This window comes from Martinezella sp. CNPSo 3959 (genome assembly GCF_057784355.1).
On record NZ_JBXSOV010000002.1, the window covers coordinates 109,852 to 131,659 of the forward strand.

Sequence of the window (21,808 nt, forward strand, 5' to 3'; positions counted from 1 at the left end):
AGGATCCGGGTAATATCTTCGCTCGCGCTATCTGGTGCTCGACGCCAGCCTCGCTCCAGCCGCGGCGGTCATTATGCGGCCGATCCGATGTGTCCCAACTGGTTTCCGAGAATGGTCGATCTGCTGCCCGTTTCCTATCGCCTGTTCGCTCTTGCCTCTCTGGCAGCATTGTCCGCCTGTAGCATCATTCCTGACACGGGCGCCACCGACCCGGATCGTTTCGTGCAGGAAACCACGCCGGTCTTCTATCGTCCCGAGGGTATCGAGCCGAACAGGGTAAAACGCCTGCCGGTGCAGCCCGTGCCGCAGGCGCGCGATCTCTTCCAGACGCAATTCCATCAGACCTATGGTCTGCCGACCTTCAATCCGGTGCATCAGGCCATGTATGCACAGCGCAGCGAGGATGATTTCACGCTGCCGGCCATCCCGTATAAGCGCATCGACACGCGTTTCCTGCGGCAGGAGGTGGATTACCAGACCAAGGAGCGCCCGGGCACCATCGTTGTCGATACGCGCGACCATTTCCTGTATTTCGTCGAACTGGGCGGCAAGGCAATGCGCTATGGCGTCGGCCTCGGAGCTGCCGGATATGCCTGGCATGGCAGGGGCGTGATCCAGTGGAAGCAGAAATGGCCGCGCTGGACGCCTCCGGCCGAAATGGTCGCGCGCGACCCGCAGATCAGGCCGCTATCGGCCGAGCGCGGCGGCATGAATCCGGGGCCGACCAACCCGCTTGGCGCGCGTGCGCTCTACATCTATCAGGGCGGCCGGGATACGCTTTATCGGGTTCACGGCACGCCGGACTGGCAGTCGATCGGCAAGGCGGCATCCTCTGGATGCGTTCGTATGCTCAACCAGGACGTGATCGATCTCTACAATCGAGTGCCTGAAAAGGCGGAAATTGTCGTTCTGTAGCAATATTTTACCACAAATTTTCGTGATGTTGCATAAGTGCGATAGTCGGGATGATTAGCGCTCTTTAGTTTTACCTCTGTCTCTGCGAACCTCTCGGGGAACCGAATCAGCCTGTTGATGCGGGTTTTCGCTTCCTCCACCAAAGGAACTATGCTGTCGACATGAGCCTTCCTTCATCCTTATCCCGACGTAATTTCCTCGCTCTTGCTGGTCTCGGCGCTGTTTCGACGCTTGCCAGCTGTGCCTCCACCATCAATAGTGGCCCCGTCGTCAGCCCGGTTCAATATACCGGCTCGCCGAGGCCGTTCCGCACCTGGTTCTCCAGCTATGACGGCGAGCAACCCGATCCGGCCGTAATCTACGCTTCCGTCGAGGATGGCGGCTTCATCATTCCGGCGGTTCCCTACCAGCAGATCGATCCGCGCTTCTATCGTCAGCGGGTGGTCGACCCCACAGGCGAGGCACCCGGCAGCGTGATCGTCAACACAACCCAGCGCATGCTCTATGTCACAGAGCAAGGGGGCACGGCGATGCGCTACGGTATCGGCGTCGGCCGCGAAGGCTTTGCCTGGCAGGGCCGGGGCGTCATCCAGTGGCGCAAGAAATGGCCGCGCTGGAATCCGCCGGATGAAATGGTCGCCCGCCAGCCGGAACTCGTGAAATATTCCATCGCCAACGGCGGCATGGACCCGGGCCTGAAGAACCCGCTGGGCGCGCGTGCTCTCTATATTTTCGAGGGTAAACAGGATTCGCTTTACCGCCTGCATGGCAACCCCGACTGGCGCTCCATCGGCAAGGCCGTTTCTTCCGGCTGCGTCCGTCTGCTGAACCAGGATGTCATCGATCTCTATGATCGCGTTCCAGAGCGGGCGCCGATCCTGGTCACGGCCTGATACCGCATCATTGAAAAAAGGGCGCCGTTGGCGCCCTTTTTGTTTGCCGCCCTGACCGGAATTACGCGGCGCCTCGAAAGCGATCTCAAACCATTGCCAACTTGACCCTCGGCTGCCGGCGCTGGTCGCGTAGTCCGGCTCCCCGTCATATCACCCCATCGCTATCCTCGTATTGACGGCATTGTCGCATTCACTTTCTCGAAACATTTGCAAAAAATATATTGCGCACGATTAAATCGTGTTATATATAAAGCTCATCCAACCGAAGGAGACATGACATGCCTATTCTCTATACGACCAAAGCTTCCGCCACCGGTGGCCGCGCCGGCCATGCAGTTTCCGAAAATGGCGTCCTTGACGTTACGCTTACTGTTCCTAAGGAACTCGGCGGTGACGGCGCTACCGGCACCAATCCGGAGCAGCTCTTTGCAGCCGGCTATTCTGCCTGCTTCCTGGGCGCTTTGAAATTTGTCGCAGGCCAGCAGAAGGTCAAGATTCCGGAAGATGCAAAGGTCACGGCGACTGTCGGCGTCGGTCCCCGCGCGGATGGCACCGGCTTCGGTATCGAAGTTTCGCTGGCCGTCCATATTCCCGGCCTGGACAAGGCCGAGGCTGAAAAGCTTGCCGCCGCCGCCCATATCGTATGCCCCTATAGCCACGCCCTGCGCACCTCGACCGAAGTGCCCGTTACTGTTGTCTGACGCGAAACGCGCCGCCGGCCGATTGAAGGCCGGAAATACGGAATATATTGAAAAAGAGCGACAGTTTGATCTGCCGCTCTTTTTCTTTTGCAAGAAAAATGCTATATCTTTTCTTAGGAAAGGAAGTAGTCATGATAAAAGCCCAGGCAATAGGCCAGACGATGCCCGGCGAAGCACTCGTCATGACCAAGGCCGTCGTCAACGCTGCCGAAAGGCTGGGATTGAACGCCCGTGTCCTGGCGGCCATCATCGGCGTGTCGGAGGCGACGGTGTCGCGCATGAAGCGGCAGGATCATCTGCTAGAGCGCGATAGCAAGCCTTTCGAACTTGCCGTGCTGCTTGTTCGTCTCTTCCGTTCGCTCGACGCTATCGTCGGCGGCGACGAGGCTGTGGCGCGGCAATGGCTGCGTAACGGCAATATCGCCTTTGGTGCAGCGCCGATCGACAAGATCATCTCGATTTCTGGTTTGACCGATGTCCTTGCCTATCTGGACGCCCGCCGCGCTCTCGTCTGAGGCAAGGGCTATTTCCGGCCAATATTGGCGGCTGGTGGAATCGCAGCATCAGGTCTCGACGCTGAAGCTCGTGGACACGTTGGAGGAGCAGGCGCTCCTCGAAAGCATCCTCGAGGAAAGCAAGCCGGTTCTACCGCCTGAATGCGCTGGGCTTGACTATCTCCTTGCCACCCCCTTTCGCTATGGGGCGATCTATCCCCACGGTTCCCGTTTTCGACGCGCCGGCCGCACGCTCGGGGTCTTCTATGCCTCGGAGCAGGTAGAGACGGCGCTGGCTGAAATGAGCTTCTATCGGCTGCTCTTCTTCCGTGATTCCCCCGATACGCCGTTGCCCGCTAATGCCGCCGAATATACCGCCTTTGCTGCTGCGATTACGACGAAGGCGGCGATCGATCTGACTGCGTCTCCCTTGGATCGCGATCGGAAGCTGTGGACCGATCCGATCGACTACGAGGCTTGCCAGTCGCTTGCAGAGGCGGCGCGAACCGGCGGCATCGAGGCCATCCTCTATCGTTCCGTCCGCGATCCTCGCGGAGGCATGAACATCGCGTTGCTCACGGCCAGAGCCTTCTCCGCCCGCGAACCCGTTGAACGCCAGACCTGGCGTATCCGGCTGTCGCGCGTTGGGGTACAGGCGCTGTGCGAATTCCCACGGCGCCGCATCGGCTTCGAGAGACAGGATTTCGAGGGCGATCCACGGCTATCTGAGGCGCAATTCAAAGCAGAATAGCAAGATCGCTGCGCAGGCGGTCACCGCTGCCGTCGGGCAGTCGCTCTTCGAGCGCGGCGTGCGTCGTCTTCCAGATTGGCACGGCAGCGGCGAGTGCTGCCTTGCCGGATGGGGTGAGGCTGAGCAGGCGGGCGCGTCGATCTTTTGGATTCGGCATAATATTGACCCACCCCCGCCGTTCCAGCGGCTTTAAGGCCGCCGTCAGCGTCGTCTGGTCTATTGCAAGGAGTGCTGTGACCGATCCCATGGATGCCGGCACGGGCCGGTTCAGGGACATCATCAGGGAGAACTGGCCGTTGGTAAGGCCGAACGGCCGCAGCGCCTCGTCAAAGCGACGGGCAAGAGCGCGCGCTGCTCGCTGAACATGCAGGCATAGGCAGGTGTCGCGCACTAACAGCGTGGTTTCAAAGGGGATTTCGACTGCGTTTGACATGATTCATTAATATTGATATCAATATATTTGTCAAGATTTGGAAATGAAAACGCCGGAGGAGGGCGCGGACAATGAACCAGGTCGTTTCCAGGGAAGTGTGGCTGGAGGCCCGCCGTCAACTGCTCGCCAGGGAAAAGGAGGCCACGCATCTTCGTGATCGCGTCAATGCGGAGCGTTTGGCTTTGCCCTGGGTAAAGGTCGAGAAGAACTATGTTTTTGACACGCCGGCCGGCAAGAAGACACTTGCAGATCTCTTCGATGGCCGCAGTCAGCTGATTGTCTATCATTTCATGCTCGGCCCGGATTGGGATGCCGGATGCACCGGCTGCTCCTTCCTTGCCGATCATTTCGATGGAACGCTTCCGCATCTCAACCATCACGATGTCACGCTGGTTGCCGTTGCCCGCGCGCCAATCGAAAAGATAGAGGCCTACAAGAAACGCATGGGCTGGAAGTTCCCATGGGTGTCGTCATTCTCCAACGATTTCAATTTCGATTATCACGTCTCTTTCACCAAAGAGCAGCTCGCCGGTGAAAAGGTGTTTTATAATTTCAACGATATGAACGCCGCCGACGGCAACGACGAGTTGCCTGGTCTCAGCGCCTTCTACAAGGATGAAGCCGGCAATATCTTCCACACCTATTCCAGCTATGCCCGCGGCGGCGAGGAAATGATCGGTACGCTGATGATCCTCGACAATGCGCCGAAGGGCCGGAATGAGGGCCACACCATGGATTTCGTGCGACGCCACGACGAATATCAGGAGGCGGCGAAGGCGGGTTCCTGCTGCCATTGAAGCATGACGAGACTGCCAAATTCATGCCATGCGGCGCAAGGGGTCGAATTATTACACCTTGCGCCTAGTTAAGACTTGGAGCCTGCTCGCCAGGGAGCGACGGATCAACCGATTGACCATCGTTCGGCGATCACGTTCGTCGGCCGTGATGTGCTTGCGCCGACATCAGGCTCAGGATGAGACGGATGACCGTCACAATCACAATAGGGAGAGAGATCATGGCAGAGAAGGGATATTTTGTCTGGTACGAGCTGATGACGACGGACATGAAGGCGGCGGAAGCCTTCTATACCAAGGTCGTCGGCTGGGATGCGGCGGATGCCGGCATGCCTGATGTCGGCATGGATTATACGCTTTTCAGCGCCGGTGCAGGTCCTGTTGCCGGTTTGATGATCCTGCCTGACGAGGCGAAGTCCATGGGCACGCCGCCCTGCTGGACCGGCTATATCGGCGTTCCCAATGTCGATGACGCCACCAAGGCCGTTGTCGCCAAGGGCGGCAAGACCTATCGCGAGCCGACGGATATTCCAGGCGTCGGCCGGTTCTCCGTCGTCTCGGATCCCTACGGTGCAGCCTTCTGCCTGTTCACGCCGCTGCCGGGTCAGGATTGGGAGCCGCCCGCTCCTGGAACACCTGGCTATTTCGGCTGGCACGAGCTCTATTCTAACGACGGCCCGAAGGCCTTCGATTTCTATAGCGAGATGTTCGGTTGGGAGCTGAGCTCCGATTTCGACATGGGACCGATGGGCAAGTATAAGATCTTCAAGATCGGCGATCGCGACTTCGGCGGCATCATGACCAAGCCGGCGGAAATGCCGATGGCTGCCTGGAATTTCTATATCAACGTCCCGGCGATCGATGCTGCGATTGCCCGCATCACGGAAGGCGGCGGCAGGATCGTCAACGGCCCGATGGAGGTCCCCGGCGGCAGCTGGATCGTCCAGGCGACCGATCCTCAAGGCGCGTTCTTCTCGTTGGTTGCGCCGGTGCGCTGATCTTCACCCTCCCCTTGAGGGAATTAACACCTCCCCCTTGAGGGGGAGGTCGCCGCAAAGCGGCGGGTGGGGGTGACATTCGGACCTGCAGAGATTGTCGCGGATCACCCCACCCCGGAGCTTCGCTCCGACCCTCCCCCTCAAGGGGAGGGTAATCTTCTACCGCTTCAGGCTGCCGAGAATACCCCGCACCAGCGCCCGCCCCACTTGCGTCGCCACCGTGCGGGCCATGCTCTTCATCGTCGCTTCCAGGATCGTCTCGCGCTGATAGCCCGAACGGCCGCTGCTTGCCGGCTTGCTGCTGTCGCCCCCGAAGCCGGGCAAGGTCCAGCCATCGCCGGCGCTCTCGCTCTGCGGCGCAGCCGCCTTGCGTGCCCGTTCGGTCAGGATCTCATAGGCGGATTCGCGGTCGATCGTCTCGTCATAGACGCCGGCAACCGGACTGCCGTTGATGATGGCCTGGCGCTCGCCATCGGTGACGGGGCCGATACGGCCCGATGGCGGGCGGATCAGCGTGCGTTCGACGACGGAAGGCGCACCCTTGCCCTCAAGCATCGACACCAGCGCCTCGCCAGTGCCGAGCGTCGTGATGACGGTGGCGCAATCGAAAGCTGGATTGGGCCGGAATGTCGAGGCTGCTGTCTGCACGGCCTTCTGCTCGCGCGGGGTATAGGCGCGAAGCGCATGCTGCACGCGATTACCGAGCTGCGCCAGCACCGTTTCCGGTACGTCGAGCGGGTTCTGGGTGACGAAATAGACGCCGACGCCCTTGGAACGGATCAGGCGCACCACCTGTTCGACGCGCTCGATCAGCACCTTCGGTGCGTCGTTGAAGAGCAGATGCGCTTCATCGAAGAAGAAGACCAGCTTCGGCTTTTCCGGATCACCGACTTCTGGCAATTCCTCGAACAGTTCTGAGAGCAGCCACAGCAGAAAGGTGGCATAGAGGCGCGGGTTCATCATCAGCTTGTCGGCTGCAAGCACCGAGACCTGCCCGTAGCCATCGTTGCTGACGCGCATGATGTCGGAAATTTTCAGCGCCGGTTCGCCGAAGAAGTTTTCCGCGCCCTGCTGCTCGAGCACGAGCATTGCCCGCTGGATTGAGCCGACGGACGATTTCGAGATCAGGCCGTATTTGCTGGAAAGCTCGCTGGCATTGTCGCCCATATAGTTCAGCAGCGCCTGCAGGTCCTTGAGATCGAGCAGCGCCAGGCCGTTCTCATCTGCGATCTTGAAGGCGATGTTGAGCACGCCTTCCTGCGCCTCGGACGCATCCATCAGGCGCGCCAGCAGCAGCGGTCCCATCTCGGCGATGGTTGTGCGCACGCGATGGCCCTTTTCGCCATAGAGATCCCAGAAGATGACCGGGAACTGATCGAATTCATAGGGCGAGAGACCGATTTCCTCGGCGCGCTTCAGCAGGAAATCCTTTGGCTCGCCCTTGACGGCGATACCCGAAAGATCGCCCTTGATGTCGGCACAGAAAACGGGCACGCCGGCTTTGGAAAATCCTTCCGCCAGCACCTGCAGCGTTACCGTCTTGCCGGTGCCCGTCGCGCCAGTGACGAGGCCGTGGCGGTTGCCGAATTTCAGCGTCAGGAACTCGTCCTTGTTGATCCTTTCATCCGGATTGCGGCTCGCGCCGACGAAAATCTGTCCATCCTGCTGCTGCATGGTGTCGTCTCCCTTAGAGCACTTCCAGCAAAAGTGCGAAGCGGTTTTGCGTCCGGAACTGCGAAAAAACAAAAGATAGAGCGTTTTCGCGATTCGAAGAAAAGCGGAAATGCTCGAGCATGGTGCCGAAAAGGGTCACCGGTTTTCGGCATCATGCTCTACCTATTTGATTCTAGTACCGGAAGATTTTGGATCGAATCGATCCAAAATCTTCCGGTACTAGGGCGGCGGCACAACAGCCTTTCAAAAGCTGCCAGGGCCGTTCATCGATTTGTTCTGACACTGTTATAAGAACTCCCATGAAGAGGGACAACCATTCGCGTCGCAGTTCCGCTTCTGGTAGAATGATGGCCGCCGGCGCGTCTTGTGCCGATTGCCACATTCAGTTACGTTGACGTTAACGTTATAAAGGCAGGAGGCCACAGTGAACGAAGTTATTGATCAGATCGCGACCAAAGCCGGCATCGCTCCCGACCTTGCGGAAAAGGCCGTCGGCATGATTCTCGGTTTCCTGCAGCGCGAAGCTCCGGATGGTCCCGTCACCAAGATGATCCAATCCATTCCCGGCGCCTCCGATCTCGTTGCGCAATATAACGGCGAGGAAACGGGTGGCGGTGGCCTGCTCGGCGGCCTGCTCAGCGCAGTCGGCGGCGGTGGCGGCTTGATGGCCCTCGGCCAGCAGTTGATGAGCAGCGGCCTCAGCATGAGCGAAATCGGTTCGCTCGCCAAGGAGACAATTGCAACTGCCCGCCAGCATGCCGGCGACGAGGTAGTCGACCAGGTCGTCAATTCCGTTCCGGGCCTGCACCAGTTCATTTGAGGCAGCTATTGCCTTGAAAAGAAAGCCGCCGGTTAATTCCTGGCGGCTTTTCGTTGTTCAGAAGGCAGGACCGACCTCACTACGTTGCGCCCCGTGAAAGGCAGGCAGTCGGCCTCTATCGGCTGATCTTCTTCAGCATCAGATCTTCCTGCCCTTCGGCGTCCCGTCGATCTCATGCCATTTGCGGCCGTCGCGTTCGATGAGTTCGTCGGCGCAGGCGGGGCCGGTGCTGCCGGGGGCGTAAGGGTCGGGTTTGCCGCCTTCTGCCCAGAGGTCGAGGAAGGGCTGTACGGCCGCCCAGCCGGCTTCGATGCCGTCGGCGCGCTGGAAGAGCGTCTGATCGCCGACGAAGAGTTCGTAGAACAGGCTTTCGTAGCCGGTCTGTTTGCCGATATCGAAACTGTCGGCATAGCGGAAGTCGAGCGAAACCGGCGCGGTTTTCAGCACCAGCCCCGGCGATTTGATCGAGATTTCCATGTCCAGGCCTTCGTCGGGCTGCACCTGGATGATGAGCCTGTTCGGCGGCAGCTCGGGACGGGATTCGTGGCGGGGGAATTGGGCGAAGGGTACCGGCCGGAAGGTGATGACCACTTCCGTATCCCGCGCCTTCATCGCCTTGCCCGTGCGCAGGTAGAAGGGCACGCCGGCCCAGCGCCAGGTATCGACTAGGAGTTTCAGCGCCACGAAGGTTTCGGTGTTGCTGTCGGGCGCGACATCGGGTGTCTGCGTGAAGGCCGGCAGGTCCCTGCCGGCAATCGGGCCGGCCGTATAGGCGCCGCGCACGCCGTTCTTGATTGCTTCCTCCCGCGAATAGACGCGCAGCGCCTTCAGCACCTTGCCCTTTTCATTGCGGATGGATTCGGCATCGAAGCTGTTCGGCGGCTCCATCGCCACCATCGCCAGCAGCTGGAAGAGGTGGTTCGGCACCATGTCGCGTAGCGCGCCGGTCCCATCGTAGAATTTGCCGCGCGTGCCGACGTCCACAAGCTCGGCCGCCGTGATCTGCACGTGGTCGATATAGTTGTTGTTCCACAGTGCCTCGATCATCATGTTGGCGAAGCGCGTCGTCATGATGTTCTGCACGGTTTCCTTGCCGAGGAAATGGTCGATGCGGTAGATTTGGCTTTCGGATACATGGTTCAGCAGCCGCGCATTCAAAGCCTGTGCCGAGGCAAGATCATGGCCAAAGGGTTTTTCGATCGCGATGCGGCGGAAGGCACCGGTCGTCTCGTTCATCAGCCCGTTTTCAGAGAGTTTCTCGGCGATATCGCCGAAGAAGCGAGGTGGCACGGCGAAATAAAAGGCTGCGTTGGCGCTCGGCGCATGCGAGAGATAATCCGAGATTTCCTTGTAGACGTCGTTCTGGGTGAAATCGCCGGAGATGTAGCTGATGCGCTTGCGCAGGCTCTGCCATGCGGCCTGCCGCTCCGGATCGTCCATATCGCCTGATGTCTTCAGGAACGATTCCAGGCGATCCAGCAGCATGTCGGCGCCGCCTGTCTCGATGCCGATGCCGAGAATATGCAAGTCCTCGCCGATAAGCCCGCTGCGGGTCATGTTGATCAGTGTCGGGATCAGCAGGCGCCGGGTGAGATCGCCGGCGGCGCCGAAGATCACGAATGTCAGCGGCGGGGCCGGTGCGACGTCGGGGATGGTCATGCGCGGATCTCCTTCTGGAGGTCATATTCGGGGCTTCTGAACGACATCGACTATCTCCTCGGAGCTGTTGCTGTTTCAGCTTTGGCTTGTCATGTTCTACTGCATAATTCCTTAAATCGGAATCGATTTAAGGATAAAATTATGCAGCAGATTTAAAGTGTTACAGCGACCTTTGCGCGCCACATATGGCGCGCGGCGCTGTAGCGCGGGCCGGCGCCGGTTGTCGTTGGGATCGACGCACCGCCGCCAACAGGCATTTCGGGGCTGATAGATAACCTATTTCTTCAGCGCGACCAGGAAGAGCCGCGGGAAGCGCAACAGCACCTTGCCATCGACAAGCGGCGGATAGGCTTTCTCGATATGCTTCAGATACTCGGCGGTGAACGCATCGCGATGCTCGTCGCCGGCATGGTCGAGATAGGGGCGCAGGGCAGTGGCTTTCACCCATTCGACGATCGCGGCTGCATTCGCCAATACGTGATTGTAGTTGGTGTGCCAGATATCGACGCGCTGTGACTTGCCGATCAGCCTGTTGTAATAGACCGAAGGTGCAGGCAGCGGATTGCGCCGGATGCCCTTCCTAGCGAAGGCATCGCTCCAGGGACCGTTCTTTGCGGTTTCTTCCATCATCAGATGGCTCTGTTCCGTCAGATTGTCGGGCATCTGCACGGCAAGCACGCCGCCGGGTTTCAGTCCGTCCATCAGCCCATCGAGAATATCGAGATGATTTGGGAGCCATTGGAAAACCGCATTGGCAAAGAGCAGATCCACCGGTTCTTCGGGCCGCCATGTGGCGAGATCCGCCTTGACGAAGCTTGTGCCGGGCAAGCGCTTGCGCGCCGCCTCCAGCATGTTGTCGTCGCTGTCGAGGCCGGAGACGCCGGCAGCACCATAGCGCTCGATGATCAGCTCGGTCGAATTGCCGGGGCCGCAACCGAGGTCGATCGCGCGTTCGATCCGATCCAGCGGTAGCTGAGCCAGCAGGTCGCGCGAGGGGCGCGTGCGTTCATCTTCGAATTTCAGATATTGGCCGGCAGACCATGCCATGAGCGTTTCCTCTTTCTGGATTGCCGTTTCTCTCGATGCGCATAGCACCGGGATATATCAGAACCGTGTAATGACACTGATGCCCTTGCCCTCGGCTTTATCAAGAGACATCAGCGCCGGAACGGCTTCTTCCAGGCTGATCCTGCGGCCGATGAGTTTCTGGGGCGTTATCTTGCCGGCGGCGAGCATGTCGAGCAGGGCATCATAGCGCCAGGCCTGCATGCCGTGGCTGCCGTAGATTTCCAGTTCATGGCCGATAACCTGCGCCATCGGGATCTGCGGTGTAGCATAATCGCCGAGCATGAGGCCAACTTGCACATGCCGGCCGCGGCGACGCAGGTTCTTGATGGAATTGAAGCAGGTCGTGGGATGGCCGAGCGCGTCGATCGAGACATGCGCGCCGCCCTTGGTGATCTCGCGTACCGCCTCGGCCACATCGGCGACCTCAGCCGCATTGATGGTCGCGACTGCCCCACATTCGCGGGCGAAGGCGAGCTTCTCGTCGGAAATGTCGATGGCGATGGCATTGGCGCCAAGGGCGCTGGCAATCATGATCGCCGACAGCCCGACGCCGCCGCAGCCATGCACGGCGATCCATTCGCCTGGGCGCGTCTTCGCCTGGTCGGCAACGGCACGGAAGGAGGTGGCGAAGCGGCAGCCGAGGCTCGCCGCCGTTGCGTCATCGACCGTTTCGGGCAGGTGGACGAGATTGGTGTCGGCATAGTCGATGGCTACATATTCGGCAAACGAACCCCAATGGGTGAAGCCCGGCTGGAACTGGCTGGGGCAGACCTGCTGGTTGCCGGAATGGCACTCGGCGCAGTGGCCACAGCCGGAGACGAAGGGAACGGTGACGCGATCACCGACCTTGAAGCGGACGACGCCGCGCCCGGCCGCCACCACCTTGCCGGCAAGCTCATGGCCCGGCACATGCGGCAGCCTGATATCGGGATCATGACCCATCCAGCCATGCCAGTCGCTACGGCAAAGGCCAGTCGCACCGACGGCGATAACGACGCCATCTTCGCCCGGTGTCGGATCTGGCACGGTGCGGATTTCGGGCGGTGCCTCGAAGGCCTCGTAGTACATCGCTTTCATGGAGTTCTTCCTATCTTCTGACGATCCCCATGGTTCATCACTTTTGCTGATGGACCCATTCGTCAAGCTGTTGTTTCGACGCATGAAAATTGCGTTATGAATGCGGTATCGGGCGCTTTGTTGCAAATGAATTTTGCCGCGCAGTTTCTGCTTGACCCTTGGGTTGCAGGGTTATTTGCTCTTCGCCATCTAAAGCAATTCCGCCAAAGCGCGGTCGCGGCTTTCCGTCCGGAATTGCGAGAAAACAAAAAGATGGAGCGGTTCCGCGATCCCGCGAAAGCTGAACCGCTCAAACGGAGGAAACCATGTCTGTCGATACGTCGCCCCGCACCACCACCTGGACCTATGTCGAAGGAGAATGGCTTTCCGGGAATCCGCCGCTTATCGGGCCGACTTCGCATGCCATGTGGCTTGGCTCGACCGTGTTCGATGGAGCCCGCTGGTTCGATGGCATCGCACCTGATCTCGACCTCCATTGCCAGCGCATCAATCGTTCGGCCGTGGCCATGGGGTTGAAGCCGGTCAAGACCTCTGAGGAGATCGAGGCGCTCGCCTGGGAAGGCATCGGGAAATTCGACGGCAAGACGCCGATCTATATCAAGCCGATGTATTGGGGCGAGCATGGTTCGCCGGGCAGCGTCGTTGCCGTCGATGCGGAATCGACACGTTTCGCGCTCTGCCTGTTCGAGGCGCCGCTTGGTGGCAATGGCGGCATCACGCTCACGGTCTCGCCCTTCCGCCGTCCGTCGCCGGAAACGGCGATGACCGACGCCAAGGCCGGCTCGCTCTATCCGAACAGCGGCCGCATGATCCTGGAGGCGAGAGGCCGCGGTTTCAACAATGCGCTCGTCCGCGACATGAACGGCAATGTCGTCGAGACGGCATCGTCGAACGTCTTCATGGTCAAGGACGGCATCGTCTATACGCCGGTCGCCAACCGCACCTTCCTTGCCGGCATCACCCGTGCCCGCATCATCGGCCTGCTGCGCCAGGAAGGCTTCGACGTGCGCGAGGAAACCCTGTCCGTCGAGCAGTTCATGGGCGCCGACGAGATCTTCACGACCGGCAACTATTCCAAAGTCGTCAGCGTCAATCGTCTCGATGGCCGCGAATTCCAGGAAGGGCCGGTCGCCCGCAAGGCGCTGGAACTTTACATGGATTGGGCGCACGGCCGCGGTGCCAGCGAGGAATAAACCCTTCTCGCAAGGAGAGGGCATGCAGAAGAGTGCGGCCGTTTATGGCCGCACGGGTGTTGCTACACGACCTGCCGAAGCAATGTAGGATCGCGGCGCGAAGAAAACACCATTGGTCTCGAAGGCCTCAAGGCCTTCGGCCTGGAGCGCGTGGCGGACGCTCGGTCTTGCGCTGACGCGAGCCATGAACTCCTGTAACGCCGGCCTCCGTGCAACATCGATCTTGATCCACGGCGACCAGTTCAAGCAGACGAAGAGATAGGCGTCGGCGACCGTGAAGTCGTCACCGGTCAGATAGGGGCCGATGAGCCGGCTGTTCAGCCAATCCAGTCGTTTGGACACCAACTCATGGATGCCGGCATGAGCGCCTTCATAAGCGGCATTGAACAGCATCGCCATTGGCTTATGCAGTTCGGCAGTGATGAAATTCAGATAGGATTGAACCTGGCTTCTGGCGTAGGTTCCGGCTTCCGGCAGGAGCCGCGAACCCTCCGGTGAACATTCCGCGAGGAATTGCACGATGGCAGGACCTTCGGTCAGCACCCTCCCATCATCCAGCATCAATGCCGGCACATAGCCATTACCGTTGATGGCAAGGTAGTCCTCGCCCGAACTCGTCCGATGAGTCTTCCGATCAACTTCCACCAGTTCAACATCCAGTCCTAATTCCCGACAAACGATGTGCGGCGACAGGGAGCAAGCGGCGGCGTGCATATAGAGTTTCATGGGTTTCTCTCCTTTTCGATACAGGCGCGAGATATGGCGTCGGCATCTATTGAATATTTGTACCATTTCGCATAAAATTCATTCGGTCAAGATTTTTGTGCGAAGTAGTATAAAATATGAAGAGTGAGAAAAAACAGGGTCGTCCACGCGCTTTTGACGCCAAAGCAGTCATTGGGCGGGCGCGGGAGGTTTTTTGGGATAGGGGATTCTCGGCAGCCTCATTGGATAATTTGAGCGTCGCGACGAAACTGAACCGGCCGAGCCTCTACGGCGCATTCGGCGACAAGGAGGACCTCTATCTTGACACCTTGGAAGGCTACCGCGAGGACAGCCTCGATATATTGTTCGAGGCACTCAACCCGGCTCTGCCGCTGCGAGAAAATCTGGCGCGCATCTATGCCGAGGCTCTGAAAATATACCTGCATGGCGAGACTGCGGCGCGTGGCTGCTTCCTGATCGGCACTGCCACGGCAGAGGCTATTCAGCATGATCGAGTGCGGGAGGTGTTGCGCCGCAGCCTGAATGAATTCGATGATGCGATCAAGGAACGCGTGGAGCTTGCGATTGAGCGGGGCGAACTCCCGGCTGACACGGATGCTGCAACTCTCGCAAAGCTCACATCCGCCGTCATGCATTCGCTTGCCGTTCGAGCGCGCGCAGGCGACACGCGCGAAACGCTGGAGGCGATCGCGCGTTCTGGGGTCGATTTTATCTGTGGTCGGCTATAACGGTCGGCGCAACGCTGCCCGGATCGATCTCCAGACGTCAAACTAGAGCAAAGTCATCGATCCTTACATCGAAGCTTCCTTCTTCGGGCTGACCCACCAGCAATAGGCGGCGCCGATCGCCAGCAGCACGCAGGTTCCGAGGAACACGGCGCGCATGCCGATATGGCCGCCGACGAAGCCACCCATGACCGGGCCTGCCACCTGACCGACATATTGCGAGGAGATGGAGAGCCCGAGGATGCTGCCCGTCGCCGCATCGGGAACGTGGTGCCTGATAACGGCGGTGATGCAGGGCAGGAGGCCGCCGAGCGCCACACCCATCAGGAAGCGCAAGCCGATCAATTGCCAGGCCGAGGTCACGAAAGCCTGCGGTATCAGCAGGAGCGCCGCCACGGCGAGCGCCGCCATGATGACGCTCCAGTAGCCGATGCTGTCGGCAAGCTTGCCGAGCCATGAGGACGACAGGATGCTGCCGAGCGCTGCGGCAGCCATGACGACGCCCGAGACCATCGTCACATTGGCGTCCGTGACGAACTGCGCGACATAGACCGTGATGATCGGCTCGATCGACATATTGGCGAGCATCAGCAGCAGGCCGAGCGACAGCATGGCGAGGACGGGGCGTTTGTCCGGAATGGAGGCCCAGCTGCCGCTGTCCTTCGCAGCCTTCTTCCGTGCCGTGGACTTCTCCTCCTTGATCAGGAAGGTCGTTGCTAGAAAGGTCAGGAAGATCACGCCGCCCGCCAGCAGGAAGGTGCCGCGAATGCCGATAACAGGCGGCAGCGCGCCGCCGATCAGCGGTCCGACGAGATTGCCGGCCATGATACCAGCCGAAAGCGTGCCCAGCGCCCAGGCCGAGCGATGTTTCGGCGTCTGCGCCGCCACCAGCACCATCGAACCCGAGGCATAGCCGCCCGCAAGGCCGGTGAAGAGGCGCAAGGCCACCAGCTGCCAGACATTGCCGGCCATACCCATCAGCGAGATGGCGACCGTCATGCCGAGGCTGGCGCGGATCAGCATCAGCTTGCGGCCATAGATATCGCCGAGCCGCCCCCAGAGCGGCGCGACGAAGGCAGCAGCAAAGAAGGTGGCGCCATAGGCAATGCCGGACCATTGCACGATCGCGGCTTTATCGCTGACGCCGAGTTCCTCGACATAGAGCGGCAGGAAGGGGAGTAGCAGCGTCATCGCCACGATCGTCGTGAACGAACCGACGAGGCAGATGATCAGGTTCCGCATCCAATGCGCGGTTTCCGGCTCGGCCGGTGCTGCTGCATCCCATCTCGTCTCGGTCATTTCTCGGCCTTTGCATTCAATGTGTAAAACAGTTCGCGGCTGCCCGATGCGAGGATATGACCTTTCGCGGCGGCGATGAGATCGGCGCGGGTGAAGAGATCGGGCAGGTTCAGTCGGTCGACATCGAGCGCATAGACGGTGACGTGATAGCTGTGGACACGCTCGTCGTTCCAGGGCGGGCAGGCGCCCATATAACCGCCATGCGGACCATCCTTCAAGTTGCCGCCACCGGCGCCATTCTGGCCGCGTCGCCCGTAGGCCGTGCGCTCGAGCGGCAGGCCATTGGCTGAGGGACCGCTTCCGTCCGTGCCTTCGGCAAGGCCGGTGCGCGATTGGGGAATATCGGCCAGCACCCAGTGAACGAATTCCATCCGCTTGAAATCCTTCGGGATGGTTTTGTCCGCCTTATTGAACAGCGAGAAATCGGCGGGCACGTCGGGATCGACCATCGTCAGCGCATAGGATCGCGTGCCCTTCGGCCCTTTCGACCAGGAGACGGCAAGGCTCTTGTTGGGACCGGGTGCCGACTTTTCAGGCCCTGCCGAAATGCAGGAAGCATTTTCGGGCAGCAGCATCCGGCCATCGCTCTTTGCAAATGTCACCTTGAGATCGGCCGATAGTGCTGGACTGGCGACAACTGCTGCGATGACGGTGGCGTTTAGAAGGTTGAGCATGGATTTCATGATTTGCCCTTTCGCGTTTGGCTCTTGAGGGCAGGGTCTAACAAATCCGTCTCGAGCCTCGGTGCACACAAACGCTCAAAATGCGTCCGAAAACGCTCACGCGCTGCGAAGTCGATCGGCAAAGCGGCGCGGCGAGCGATAGCCTGTTGCAAGGGCGGCTTCCCGCAGCGACAGCCCGTCTTCGGTGAGCAAGGTCGTCGCTAGCGCCACGCGCTCGCTTGCCAGGACATCGCGCAGGGAAGCGCCCTCGCGTGTCAAGCGCCGGCGTAGTGTGGCGTTGCTGGTGCCGAGTTCTGCGGCGATGAGATCGGCTGTCCAGGCACGGTCCGGCTGCCAGCGCACCAGCGCCCGTACCGCCTCGGCGGTTGTCTCCGGCGAACCGGGCAGGGCACCGCGCATGCCGAGCACCATGAGTATTTCCACGAGTCTGTGCTCGATCAGTGGGATCGGCAGGCTTCCACCGGCAATGCCTTCGCCGGCATGGCCGATGGCAGCGGCCAGCAATGGATCGAGCGGCAGGTCGATCTGCGATGCGGTCTGCGCAGGCGGAAAGGCTTTTGCCGCCCGCCGTGTCAATTCCTCGGGAAAGGTGATGAAGATTGCGCGATAGACGCCGGTCTGCGGATCGGGATCGTTGACGACATCGCCACTCCAACCGGCCGGCAACACGAGCACCGTACCGGCCGAAAAATGCCGCTGCCGTCCCATGCTGACGATTTCCTTGGAACCTTCGAGGATGGCAACGATTGAAACCTGTGAAAAGGCCGAGCCGGCAATGCGCTCGCGTTCGCGCGTGACGAAGGTAAAAAGCGTGGAATAGCTGCCGATGCCGCTCGGCGCGACGGTCGGGCGGTTATCCTTTGCCGCCAGGCGGCGCAGCTTTTCCAACATGTGGTTATGAGCCTCGGACACTGCGGTGGCTTCCTGATGATGAGGATTGCCGGGAAGTTTGGACCACGCGGGCGACGCTGCCAAGCCCGCAAAGCGGCTTGTTGGTTCGGCTGCCTCATGCTATTAACTGATTGCGTTTTGCAATCGGTTTGTGGTGAACGGCAAAAATCACCCTGGTCCGAAGGAGGAGGCAGATCATGAATTCTCTCGAAAGTGCCCGTTGCGATGCGGTTAAACGTCTCTTCGCCGCCTATGTCGCGCAGCATCCCGATATCGTCGATCCGATGCTGACCCGGGATTTCACCTTTTCCAGCCCGCGCGACGATCATATCGACCGGAAGCGGTATTTCGAGCACTGCTGGCCGAAGGAGAAGGTGTTCCGCGACATTCATATCGAACATCTTGTACCCGATGGCGACGATGTGATCGTCGGCTATCGCGCCGAGAAGATGGATGGCGCCAGCTTTCGCAATGTCGAGCTGATCCGCTTTGCCGGCGACCGCATCGCTGAGGTGAACGTCTATTTCGGGCGGAATTTGTAGCGCTTCAGCGACCCATAATCTTCGCCATTGCGGCGGCAAGCGCGGCCGCCGGACCGGTCATAGGTTGCGGGTGGTTTCCCGGAAGAAGGCGAACGGCATCGGTCATTGATGCTTGAGCGAAAGCGATCGTGACGGCGCTTTCGCCGCTGGCCGCTTTTACCGCATCGGCAATAGACGCAAGATAGGCCGATAGATCGCCCGCCCGGAAGTGCGCCCATGCACCCGGCACCAGCCGAACCTCGATTTCGGCACCCGTCGCCTTAGCCGCTGCTTCGAAAAGTGCAGTCGTCGGGGCGATGGTCGTTTCGACGGTGCACAGCACGATAACCTTGCCGCCCGCCTTGACCGCCTGCTCTGCCAACACAGCATCCGCCTGGATGATTGGGGCTCCGGCACCGGCCGCGATCTTCGACGCCGCCGGGCCGAGCGTCGAGCAGTTCAGCACGACGGCATCGGCATCCTCCGCCAGATGCCAGAGGAGGGCCGCCGTTTCGGCCGAAATCTCATCCGTCAGACGCCCTACTTTTTCGGCGGCGAGAAGAAGATCAGCGCGGACATGATGACGCAGCATGCCATCAGGCAACCCGAGCGCGTTTGCCGCCGCTTCATAGACGGCGATATTGCTTTCGGCGGTGTGCAGGCAGGCGATCGTCACAGATATTTCTCGTTACGACGGGAGAACCGCAAAACTAACCTGGGGAGCATGCCTTGTCGACATTTCGCTGCAGTCGTTCGCCCTGTATTCGGGCATCATCATATGCGGCGAGGTTAATTTCTAAGTCTATGCTATACCTGATTGAAAAATAGGGCAATTTTTGCTCCCGCACGCAACTTTTTTGGCATGTCGCCGGTTGCTCTTCCAGGCGACGGCTCCTATGTTCCGCTTCACCTGCCGACGCAATTTTTTGCCAAGAGGAGATATGACCATGGCTTTCGAATTGCCTGAACTTCCTTACGATTACGACGCCCTTTCGCCCTTCATGTCGCGTGAGACGCTCGAATATCACCACGACAAGCACCACAAGGCCTATGTCGACAACGGCAACAAGCTCGCTGCGGAAGCAGGTCTTGCCGATCTTTCGCTCGACGAAATCGTGAAGAAGTCCTTCGGCACCAATGCCGGCCTCTTCAACAATGCTGCCCAGCACTACAACCACATCCATTTCTGGAAGTGGATGAAGAAGGGCGGCGGCGGCAACAAGCTGCCGGGCAAGCTCGAAGCTGCGTTTGCTTCCGATCTCGGCGGCTACGACAAGTTCAAGGCCGATTTCGCCGCTGCCGGCGCAACGCAGTTCGGCTCCGGCTGGGCATGGGTTTCCGTCAAGAACGGCAAGCTCGAAATCTCCAAGACCCCGAACGGCGAAAACCCGCTCGTTCATGGTGCCGACCCGATCCTCGGCGTCGACGTATGGGAACACTCCTACTACATCGACTACCGCAACCTGCGCCCGAAGTACCTCGAAGCCTTCATCGACAGCCTGATCAACTGGGACTACGTCCTGGAGCGCTACGAAGCCGCTACGAAGTAAGTTCGCCACACAGGCTGGCTTTCGCACCCGGCGTCTTCCTGGCGTCGGGTGTTTTCTTGTCTGCCGGCCTTATTGATGTATCGCGTGCCGCTTGGCGGCCCAGGAGATCGCCACAGGAGGCTGAATGCCATCAGCGCCGCTTTTCCGCTTCGGTGTCATCGCCGATCCGCAATATGCCGATCTCGCGCCCAATCTCACTCTCGATCGCTATCCCGCGAACAGTCTCGACAAACTTCGAGCGGCGATCGAGGAGTTCAATCGGCACGATCTCGCCTTCGTCGTCACGCTTGGTGACATCATCGATCGCGAATGGAAGAGCTTCGACGCCGTTTTGCCGGTCTACGAAGCCTCGCGTCATCGCAAGTATTTTCTGCTCGGGAACCATGATTTCGCCGTGGCACCCACTCATCTCGGCACGGTGCCGGCGCGGGTCGGCATGTCGTCGGCCTATTACGATTTCAGCCTTTCCGGCTATCGCTTCATCGCGCTCGACGGCAATGAAATCAGCGTCTTTGCTCCGCCGGAAGGCGATCCGCGGCGGCAGGAGGCGAAGGATCTGATGAAGGCGCTGGAGATCGCCGGCGCGCTCAATGGCCAGCGCTGGAACGGGGCGATCGGCGACACACAATATGACTGGCTTGCCGCGAAACTCAAGGAAGCAAAGGCGGCAGGCGAAAAGGTCATCGTCATGAACCACTATCCCGTCTTCCCAGAGAATGGACATAATGCCCTGAACAGCGACCGCTTGCTGGCCCTTTTGGCAGAGCATGACCATGTCGTCGCTTACCTTAACGGTCACAATCATGCCGGCAATTTCGGCGTGTCAGATGGCATTTACTTCGTCAACTTCAAGGGCATGGTGGACACCGAAGACACGAGCGCCTACGCGATTGTCTCGGTCTGTGAGGACCGGCTGGAGATCAGCGGTTTTGGCCGCGAGACAAGCAGAACCCTGGCACTGCGCTGAATCTTATTCCGCCGCCACCCGCATCTCGGTCACATCCCTTTTCGGCGGCGTGCCGAACATGCGCGCATATTCGCGGCTGAACTGCGAGGCGCTTTCATAGCCGACGCGGTAGGCAGCACTCTCCACATTGGCGTGCCCGGCGACCATCAGGCGGCGGGCTTCTAGCAGCCGCATCTGCTTCTGGTACTGCAGCGGCGTCATCGAGGTCAGCGTCTTGAAATGCTGGTGGAAGGAGGAGGGGCTCATCCGTGCAGCCGCCGCCAGTTGCTCGATCCGCACCGTTTCAACGAAATTGTCGCGCAACAGGCGGATGGCATCGGCGATGCGCCGGGTCTGTCCATCAGGCAGCACCAGCTTGCAGACCTCGCCGCCATTGGGGCCGGTCAGCAGCCAGAAGCAGATTTCCCGCATGATCGCCGGATAGAGCACCGGAATGGCGCTCGGCGTTGCAAGCAGGCGGGTCAATCGCACAAGGCAATCGGCGAGCGGCTGACTGAGATCCTCGACAAAGATGCCGAGCCGGGCACTGTCCGTCGGCTTCGGCGGCGCGTCGAGCTGTTCCATCACCTCGCGCATCATGCCGACGTCGAATTCGAGGGAGATTGCCATGTAAGGCTTCTCCTCGCTGGCCTCAACCACCTTGCCGGCTGCGGGCAATTCTATGCTGATGATGAGCGCCTGCATCTCGGCATAGTCGATTACCCTTTCGTTCAGCATCAATTGCTTTGCGCCCTGCACGATGACGCAGAGCGCCGGCCGGTAGACCATCGCATGCGGCATCTTCAGTTCCGTCGAACGCATGATGTGCAGGCCATCGATGCCGGTCGAAAACAGCCCGTTCTCGCCGCCGTCGCTGGCGTCGATGAATTGCGTGATCGCATCTTTAAGGGCTGACGACATCGGCGGTCTCCGGGGCAGGGTGCCATCGCCTCATCATAGCAGTGCGCTGCCGCTCGACAAGTCAGTTGGAGGAATA

The 21,808-nt window shown here is 59.9% G+C and carries 24 protein-coding genes; 13 read left to right on the top strand and 11 right to left on the bottom strand.

Annotated features, from left to right (window positions below):
• Positions 1-111: 111 nt before the first annotated feature.
• From AC13RE_RS08475 to AC13RE_RS08495, 5 genes are all read left to right on the top strand, one after another.
• Positions 112-915, top strand: coding sequence for a L,D-transpeptidase (locus tag AC13RE_RS08475; protein WP_488562634.1), 804 nt, complete (start codon positions 112-114; stop codon positions 913-915).
• A gap of 161 nt (positions 916-1,076) precedes the next feature.
• The gene (locus AC13RE_RS08480) at positions 1,077-1,808 is read left to right on the top strand and encodes a L,D-transpeptidase family protein (protein ID WP_488562635.1); all 732 of its coding nucleotides are present in this window, start codon (positions 1,077-1,079) and stop codon (positions 1,806-1,808) included.
• Between the two features lie 278 nt (positions 1,809-2,086).
• Complete coding sequence (locus tag AC13RE_RS08485; RefSeq protein WP_015339158.1) at positions 2,087-2,509, top strand: organic hydroperoxide resistance protein; 423 nt, start codon at positions 2,087-2,089, stop codon at positions 2,507-2,509.
• A gap of 131 nt (positions 2,510-2,640) precedes the next feature.
• A complete protein-coding gene (locus tag AC13RE_RS08490) occupies positions 2,641-3,024 on the top strand; it encodes an antitoxin Xre-like helix-turn-helix domain-containing protein (RefSeq protein WP_488562636.1) in 384 nt (127 codons plus the stop codon).
• A complete protein-coding gene (locus tag AC13RE_RS08495) occupies positions 2,984-3,754 on the top strand; it encodes an RES family NAD+ phosphorylase (RefSeq protein WP_488483601.1) in 771 nt (256 codons plus the stop codon). The genes AC13RE_RS08490 and AC13RE_RS08495 overlap by 41 nt, the downstream gene beginning before the upstream one ends.
• Here AC13RE_RS08495 and AC13RE_RS08500 read toward each other — a convergent pair.
• Complete coding sequence (locus AC13RE_RS08500; protein WP_112335582.1) at positions 3,741-4,187, bottom strand: MarR family winged helix-turn-helix transcriptional regulator; 447 nt, start codon at positions 4,185-4,187, stop codon at positions 3,741-3,743. The two genes, AC13RE_RS08495 and AC13RE_RS08500, sit on opposite strands and share 14 nt — an antisense overlap.
• 71 nt (positions 4,188-4,258) lie before the next feature.
• On the opposite strand from AC13RE_RS08500, the gene AC13RE_RS08505 reads away from it, so the two are divergent.
• Both AC13RE_RS08505 and AC13RE_RS08510 read left to right on the top strand, forming a co-directional pair.
• Positions 4,259-4,984, top strand: a complete 726-nt coding sequence (locus tag AC13RE_RS08505; RefSeq protein WP_488562637.1) for a DUF899 domain-containing protein — start codon at positions 4,259-4,261, stop codon at positions 4,982-4,984.
• A 218-nt stretch (positions 4,985-5,202) separates the two neighbouring features.
• A complete protein-coding gene (locus AC13RE_RS08510; protein WP_488562638.1) occupies positions 5,203-5,979 on the top strand; it encodes a VOC family protein in 777 nt (258 codons plus the stop codon).
• Between the two features lie 159 nt (positions 5,980-6,138).
• Here the strand turns inward: AC13RE_RS08510 and AC13RE_RS08515 are convergent, their stop codons facing one another.
• Entirely contained in the window at positions 6,139-7,653 is a 1,515-nt protein-coding gene (locus AC13RE_RS08515) for a helicase HerA-like C-terminal domain-containing protein (RefSeq protein WP_488562639.1), read from the bottom strand.
• A gap of 424 nt (positions 7,654-8,077) precedes the next feature.
• On the opposite strand from AC13RE_RS08515, the gene AC13RE_RS08520 reads away from it, so the two are divergent.
• Complete coding sequence (locus AC13RE_RS08520; RefSeq protein ID WP_132716098.1) at positions 8,078-8,473, top strand: hypothetical protein; 396 nt, start codon at positions 8,078-8,080, stop codon at positions 8,471-8,473.
• Positions 8,474-8,611: 138 nt separating this feature from the next.
• Here the strand turns inward: AC13RE_RS08520 and zwf are convergent, their stop codons facing one another.
• The 3 genes from zwf to AC13RE_RS08535 form a co-directional block, all read right to left on the bottom strand.
• On the bottom strand, positions 8,612-10,132 hold the full coding sequence (zwf, locus tag AC13RE_RS08525; protein ID WP_488562640.1) for a glucose-6-phosphate dehydrogenase: 1,521 nt from the start codon (positions 10,130-10,132) through the stop codon (positions 8,612-8,614).
• Positions 10,133-10,408: 276 nt separating this feature from the next.
• The gene (gene tam / locus AC13RE_RS08530) at positions 10,409-11,179 is read right to left on the bottom strand and encodes a trans-aconitate 2-methyltransferase (protein WP_488562641.1); all 771 of its coding nucleotides are present in this window, start codon (positions 11,177-11,179) and stop codon (positions 10,409-10,411) included.
• A 57-nt stretch (positions 11,180-11,236) separates the two neighbouring features.
• Entirely contained in the window at positions 11,237-12,277 is a 1,041-nt protein-coding gene (locus tag AC13RE_RS08535) for a zinc-dependent alcohol dehydrogenase family protein (RefSeq protein WP_488562642.1), read from the bottom strand.
• Positions 12,278-12,582: 305 nt separating this feature from the next.
• On the opposite strand from AC13RE_RS08535, the gene AC13RE_RS08540 reads away from it, so the two are divergent.
• Entirely contained in the window at positions 12,583-13,470 is an 888-nt protein-coding gene (locus AC13RE_RS08540; protein WP_488562643.1) for a branched-chain amino acid aminotransferase, read from the top strand.
• A gap of 42 nt (positions 13,471-13,512) precedes the next feature.
• Here AC13RE_RS08540 and AC13RE_RS08545 read toward each other — a convergent pair whose 3' ends face one another.
• Positions 13,513-14,196, bottom strand: a complete 684-nt coding sequence (locus tag AC13RE_RS08545) for a glutathione S-transferase N-terminal domain-containing protein (RefSeq protein ID WP_488483594.1) — start codon at positions 14,194-14,196, stop codon at positions 13,513-13,515.
• 116 nt (positions 14,197-14,312) lie between these two features.
• On the opposite strand from AC13RE_RS08545, the gene AC13RE_RS08550 reads away from it, so the two are divergent.
• On the top strand, positions 14,313-14,924 hold the full coding sequence (locus AC13RE_RS08550) for a TetR/AcrR family transcriptional regulator (RefSeq protein ID WP_488562644.1): 612 nt from the start codon (positions 14,313-14,315) through the stop codon (positions 14,922-14,924).
• 63 nt (positions 14,925-14,987) lie between these two features.
• Here the strand turns inward: AC13RE_RS08550 and AC13RE_RS08555 are convergent, their stop codons facing one another.
• From AC13RE_RS08555 to AC13RE_RS08565, 3 genes are all read right to left on the bottom strand, one after another.
• Positions 14,988-16,220: an MFS transporter gene (locus AC13RE_RS08555; protein ID WP_488562645.1), complete on the bottom strand. Its 1,233-nt coding sequence runs from the start codon at positions 16,218-16,220 to the stop codon at positions 14,988-14,990.
• Positions 16,217-16,903 (bottom strand): YbhB/YbcL family Raf kinase inhibitor-like protein, encoded by a 687-nt coding sequence (locus AC13RE_RS08560; protein WP_488562646.1) that lies wholly within the window; start codon positions 16,901-16,903, stop codon positions 16,217-16,219. The genes AC13RE_RS08555 and AC13RE_RS08560 overlap by 4 nt, the downstream gene beginning before the upstream one ends.
• Positions 16,904-16,999: 96 nt before the next feature.
• Positions 17,000-17,815, bottom strand: coding sequence for a helix-turn-helix domain-containing protein (locus tag AC13RE_RS08565; RefSeq protein ID WP_488562647.1), 816 nt, complete (start codon positions 17,813-17,815; stop codon positions 17,000-17,002).
• 176 nt (positions 17,816-17,991) lie between these two features.
• Between AC13RE_RS08565 and AC13RE_RS08570 the strand changes: the two genes are divergently transcribed.
• The gene (locus tag AC13RE_RS08570; RefSeq protein ID WP_015339175.1) at positions 17,992-18,336 is read left to right on the top strand and encodes a nuclear transport factor 2 family protein; all 345 of its coding nucleotides are present in this window, start codon (positions 17,992-17,994) and stop codon (positions 18,334-18,336) included.
• 4 nt (positions 18,337-18,340) lie between these two features.
• Here the strand turns inward: AC13RE_RS08570 and AC13RE_RS08575 are convergent, their stop codons facing one another.
• Positions 18,341-18,991 carry an aspartate/glutamate racemase family protein gene (locus AC13RE_RS08575; RefSeq protein WP_488562648.1) on the bottom strand — a complete coding sequence of 217 codons (651 nt, stop codon included), beginning with the start codon at positions 18,989-18,991 and terminating at the stop codon, positions 18,341-18,343.
• 271 nt (positions 18,992-19,262) lie between these two features.
• On the opposite strand from AC13RE_RS08575, the gene AC13RE_RS08580 reads away from it, so the two are divergent.
• Both AC13RE_RS08580 and AC13RE_RS08585 read left to right on the top strand, forming a co-directional pair.
• The gene (locus AC13RE_RS08580) at positions 19,263-19,865 is read left to right on the top strand and encodes a superoxide dismutase (RefSeq protein ID WP_488483587.1); all 603 of its coding nucleotides are present in this window, start codon (positions 19,263-19,265) and stop codon (positions 19,863-19,865) included.
• Between the two features lie 124 nt (positions 19,866-19,989).
• A complete protein-coding gene (locus tag AC13RE_RS08585; RefSeq protein WP_488562649.1) occupies positions 19,990-20,832 on the top strand; it encodes a metallophosphoesterase in 843 nt (280 codons plus the stop codon).
• A 3-nt stretch (positions 20,833-20,835) separates the two neighbouring features.
• Here the strand turns inward: AC13RE_RS08585 and AC13RE_RS08590 are convergent, their stop codons facing one another.
• Entirely contained in the window at positions 20,836-21,732 is an 897-nt protein-coding gene (locus tag AC13RE_RS08590; protein ID WP_488562650.1) for an AraC family transcriptional regulator, read from the bottom strand.
• Positions 21,733-21,808: the final 76 nt, after the last annotated feature.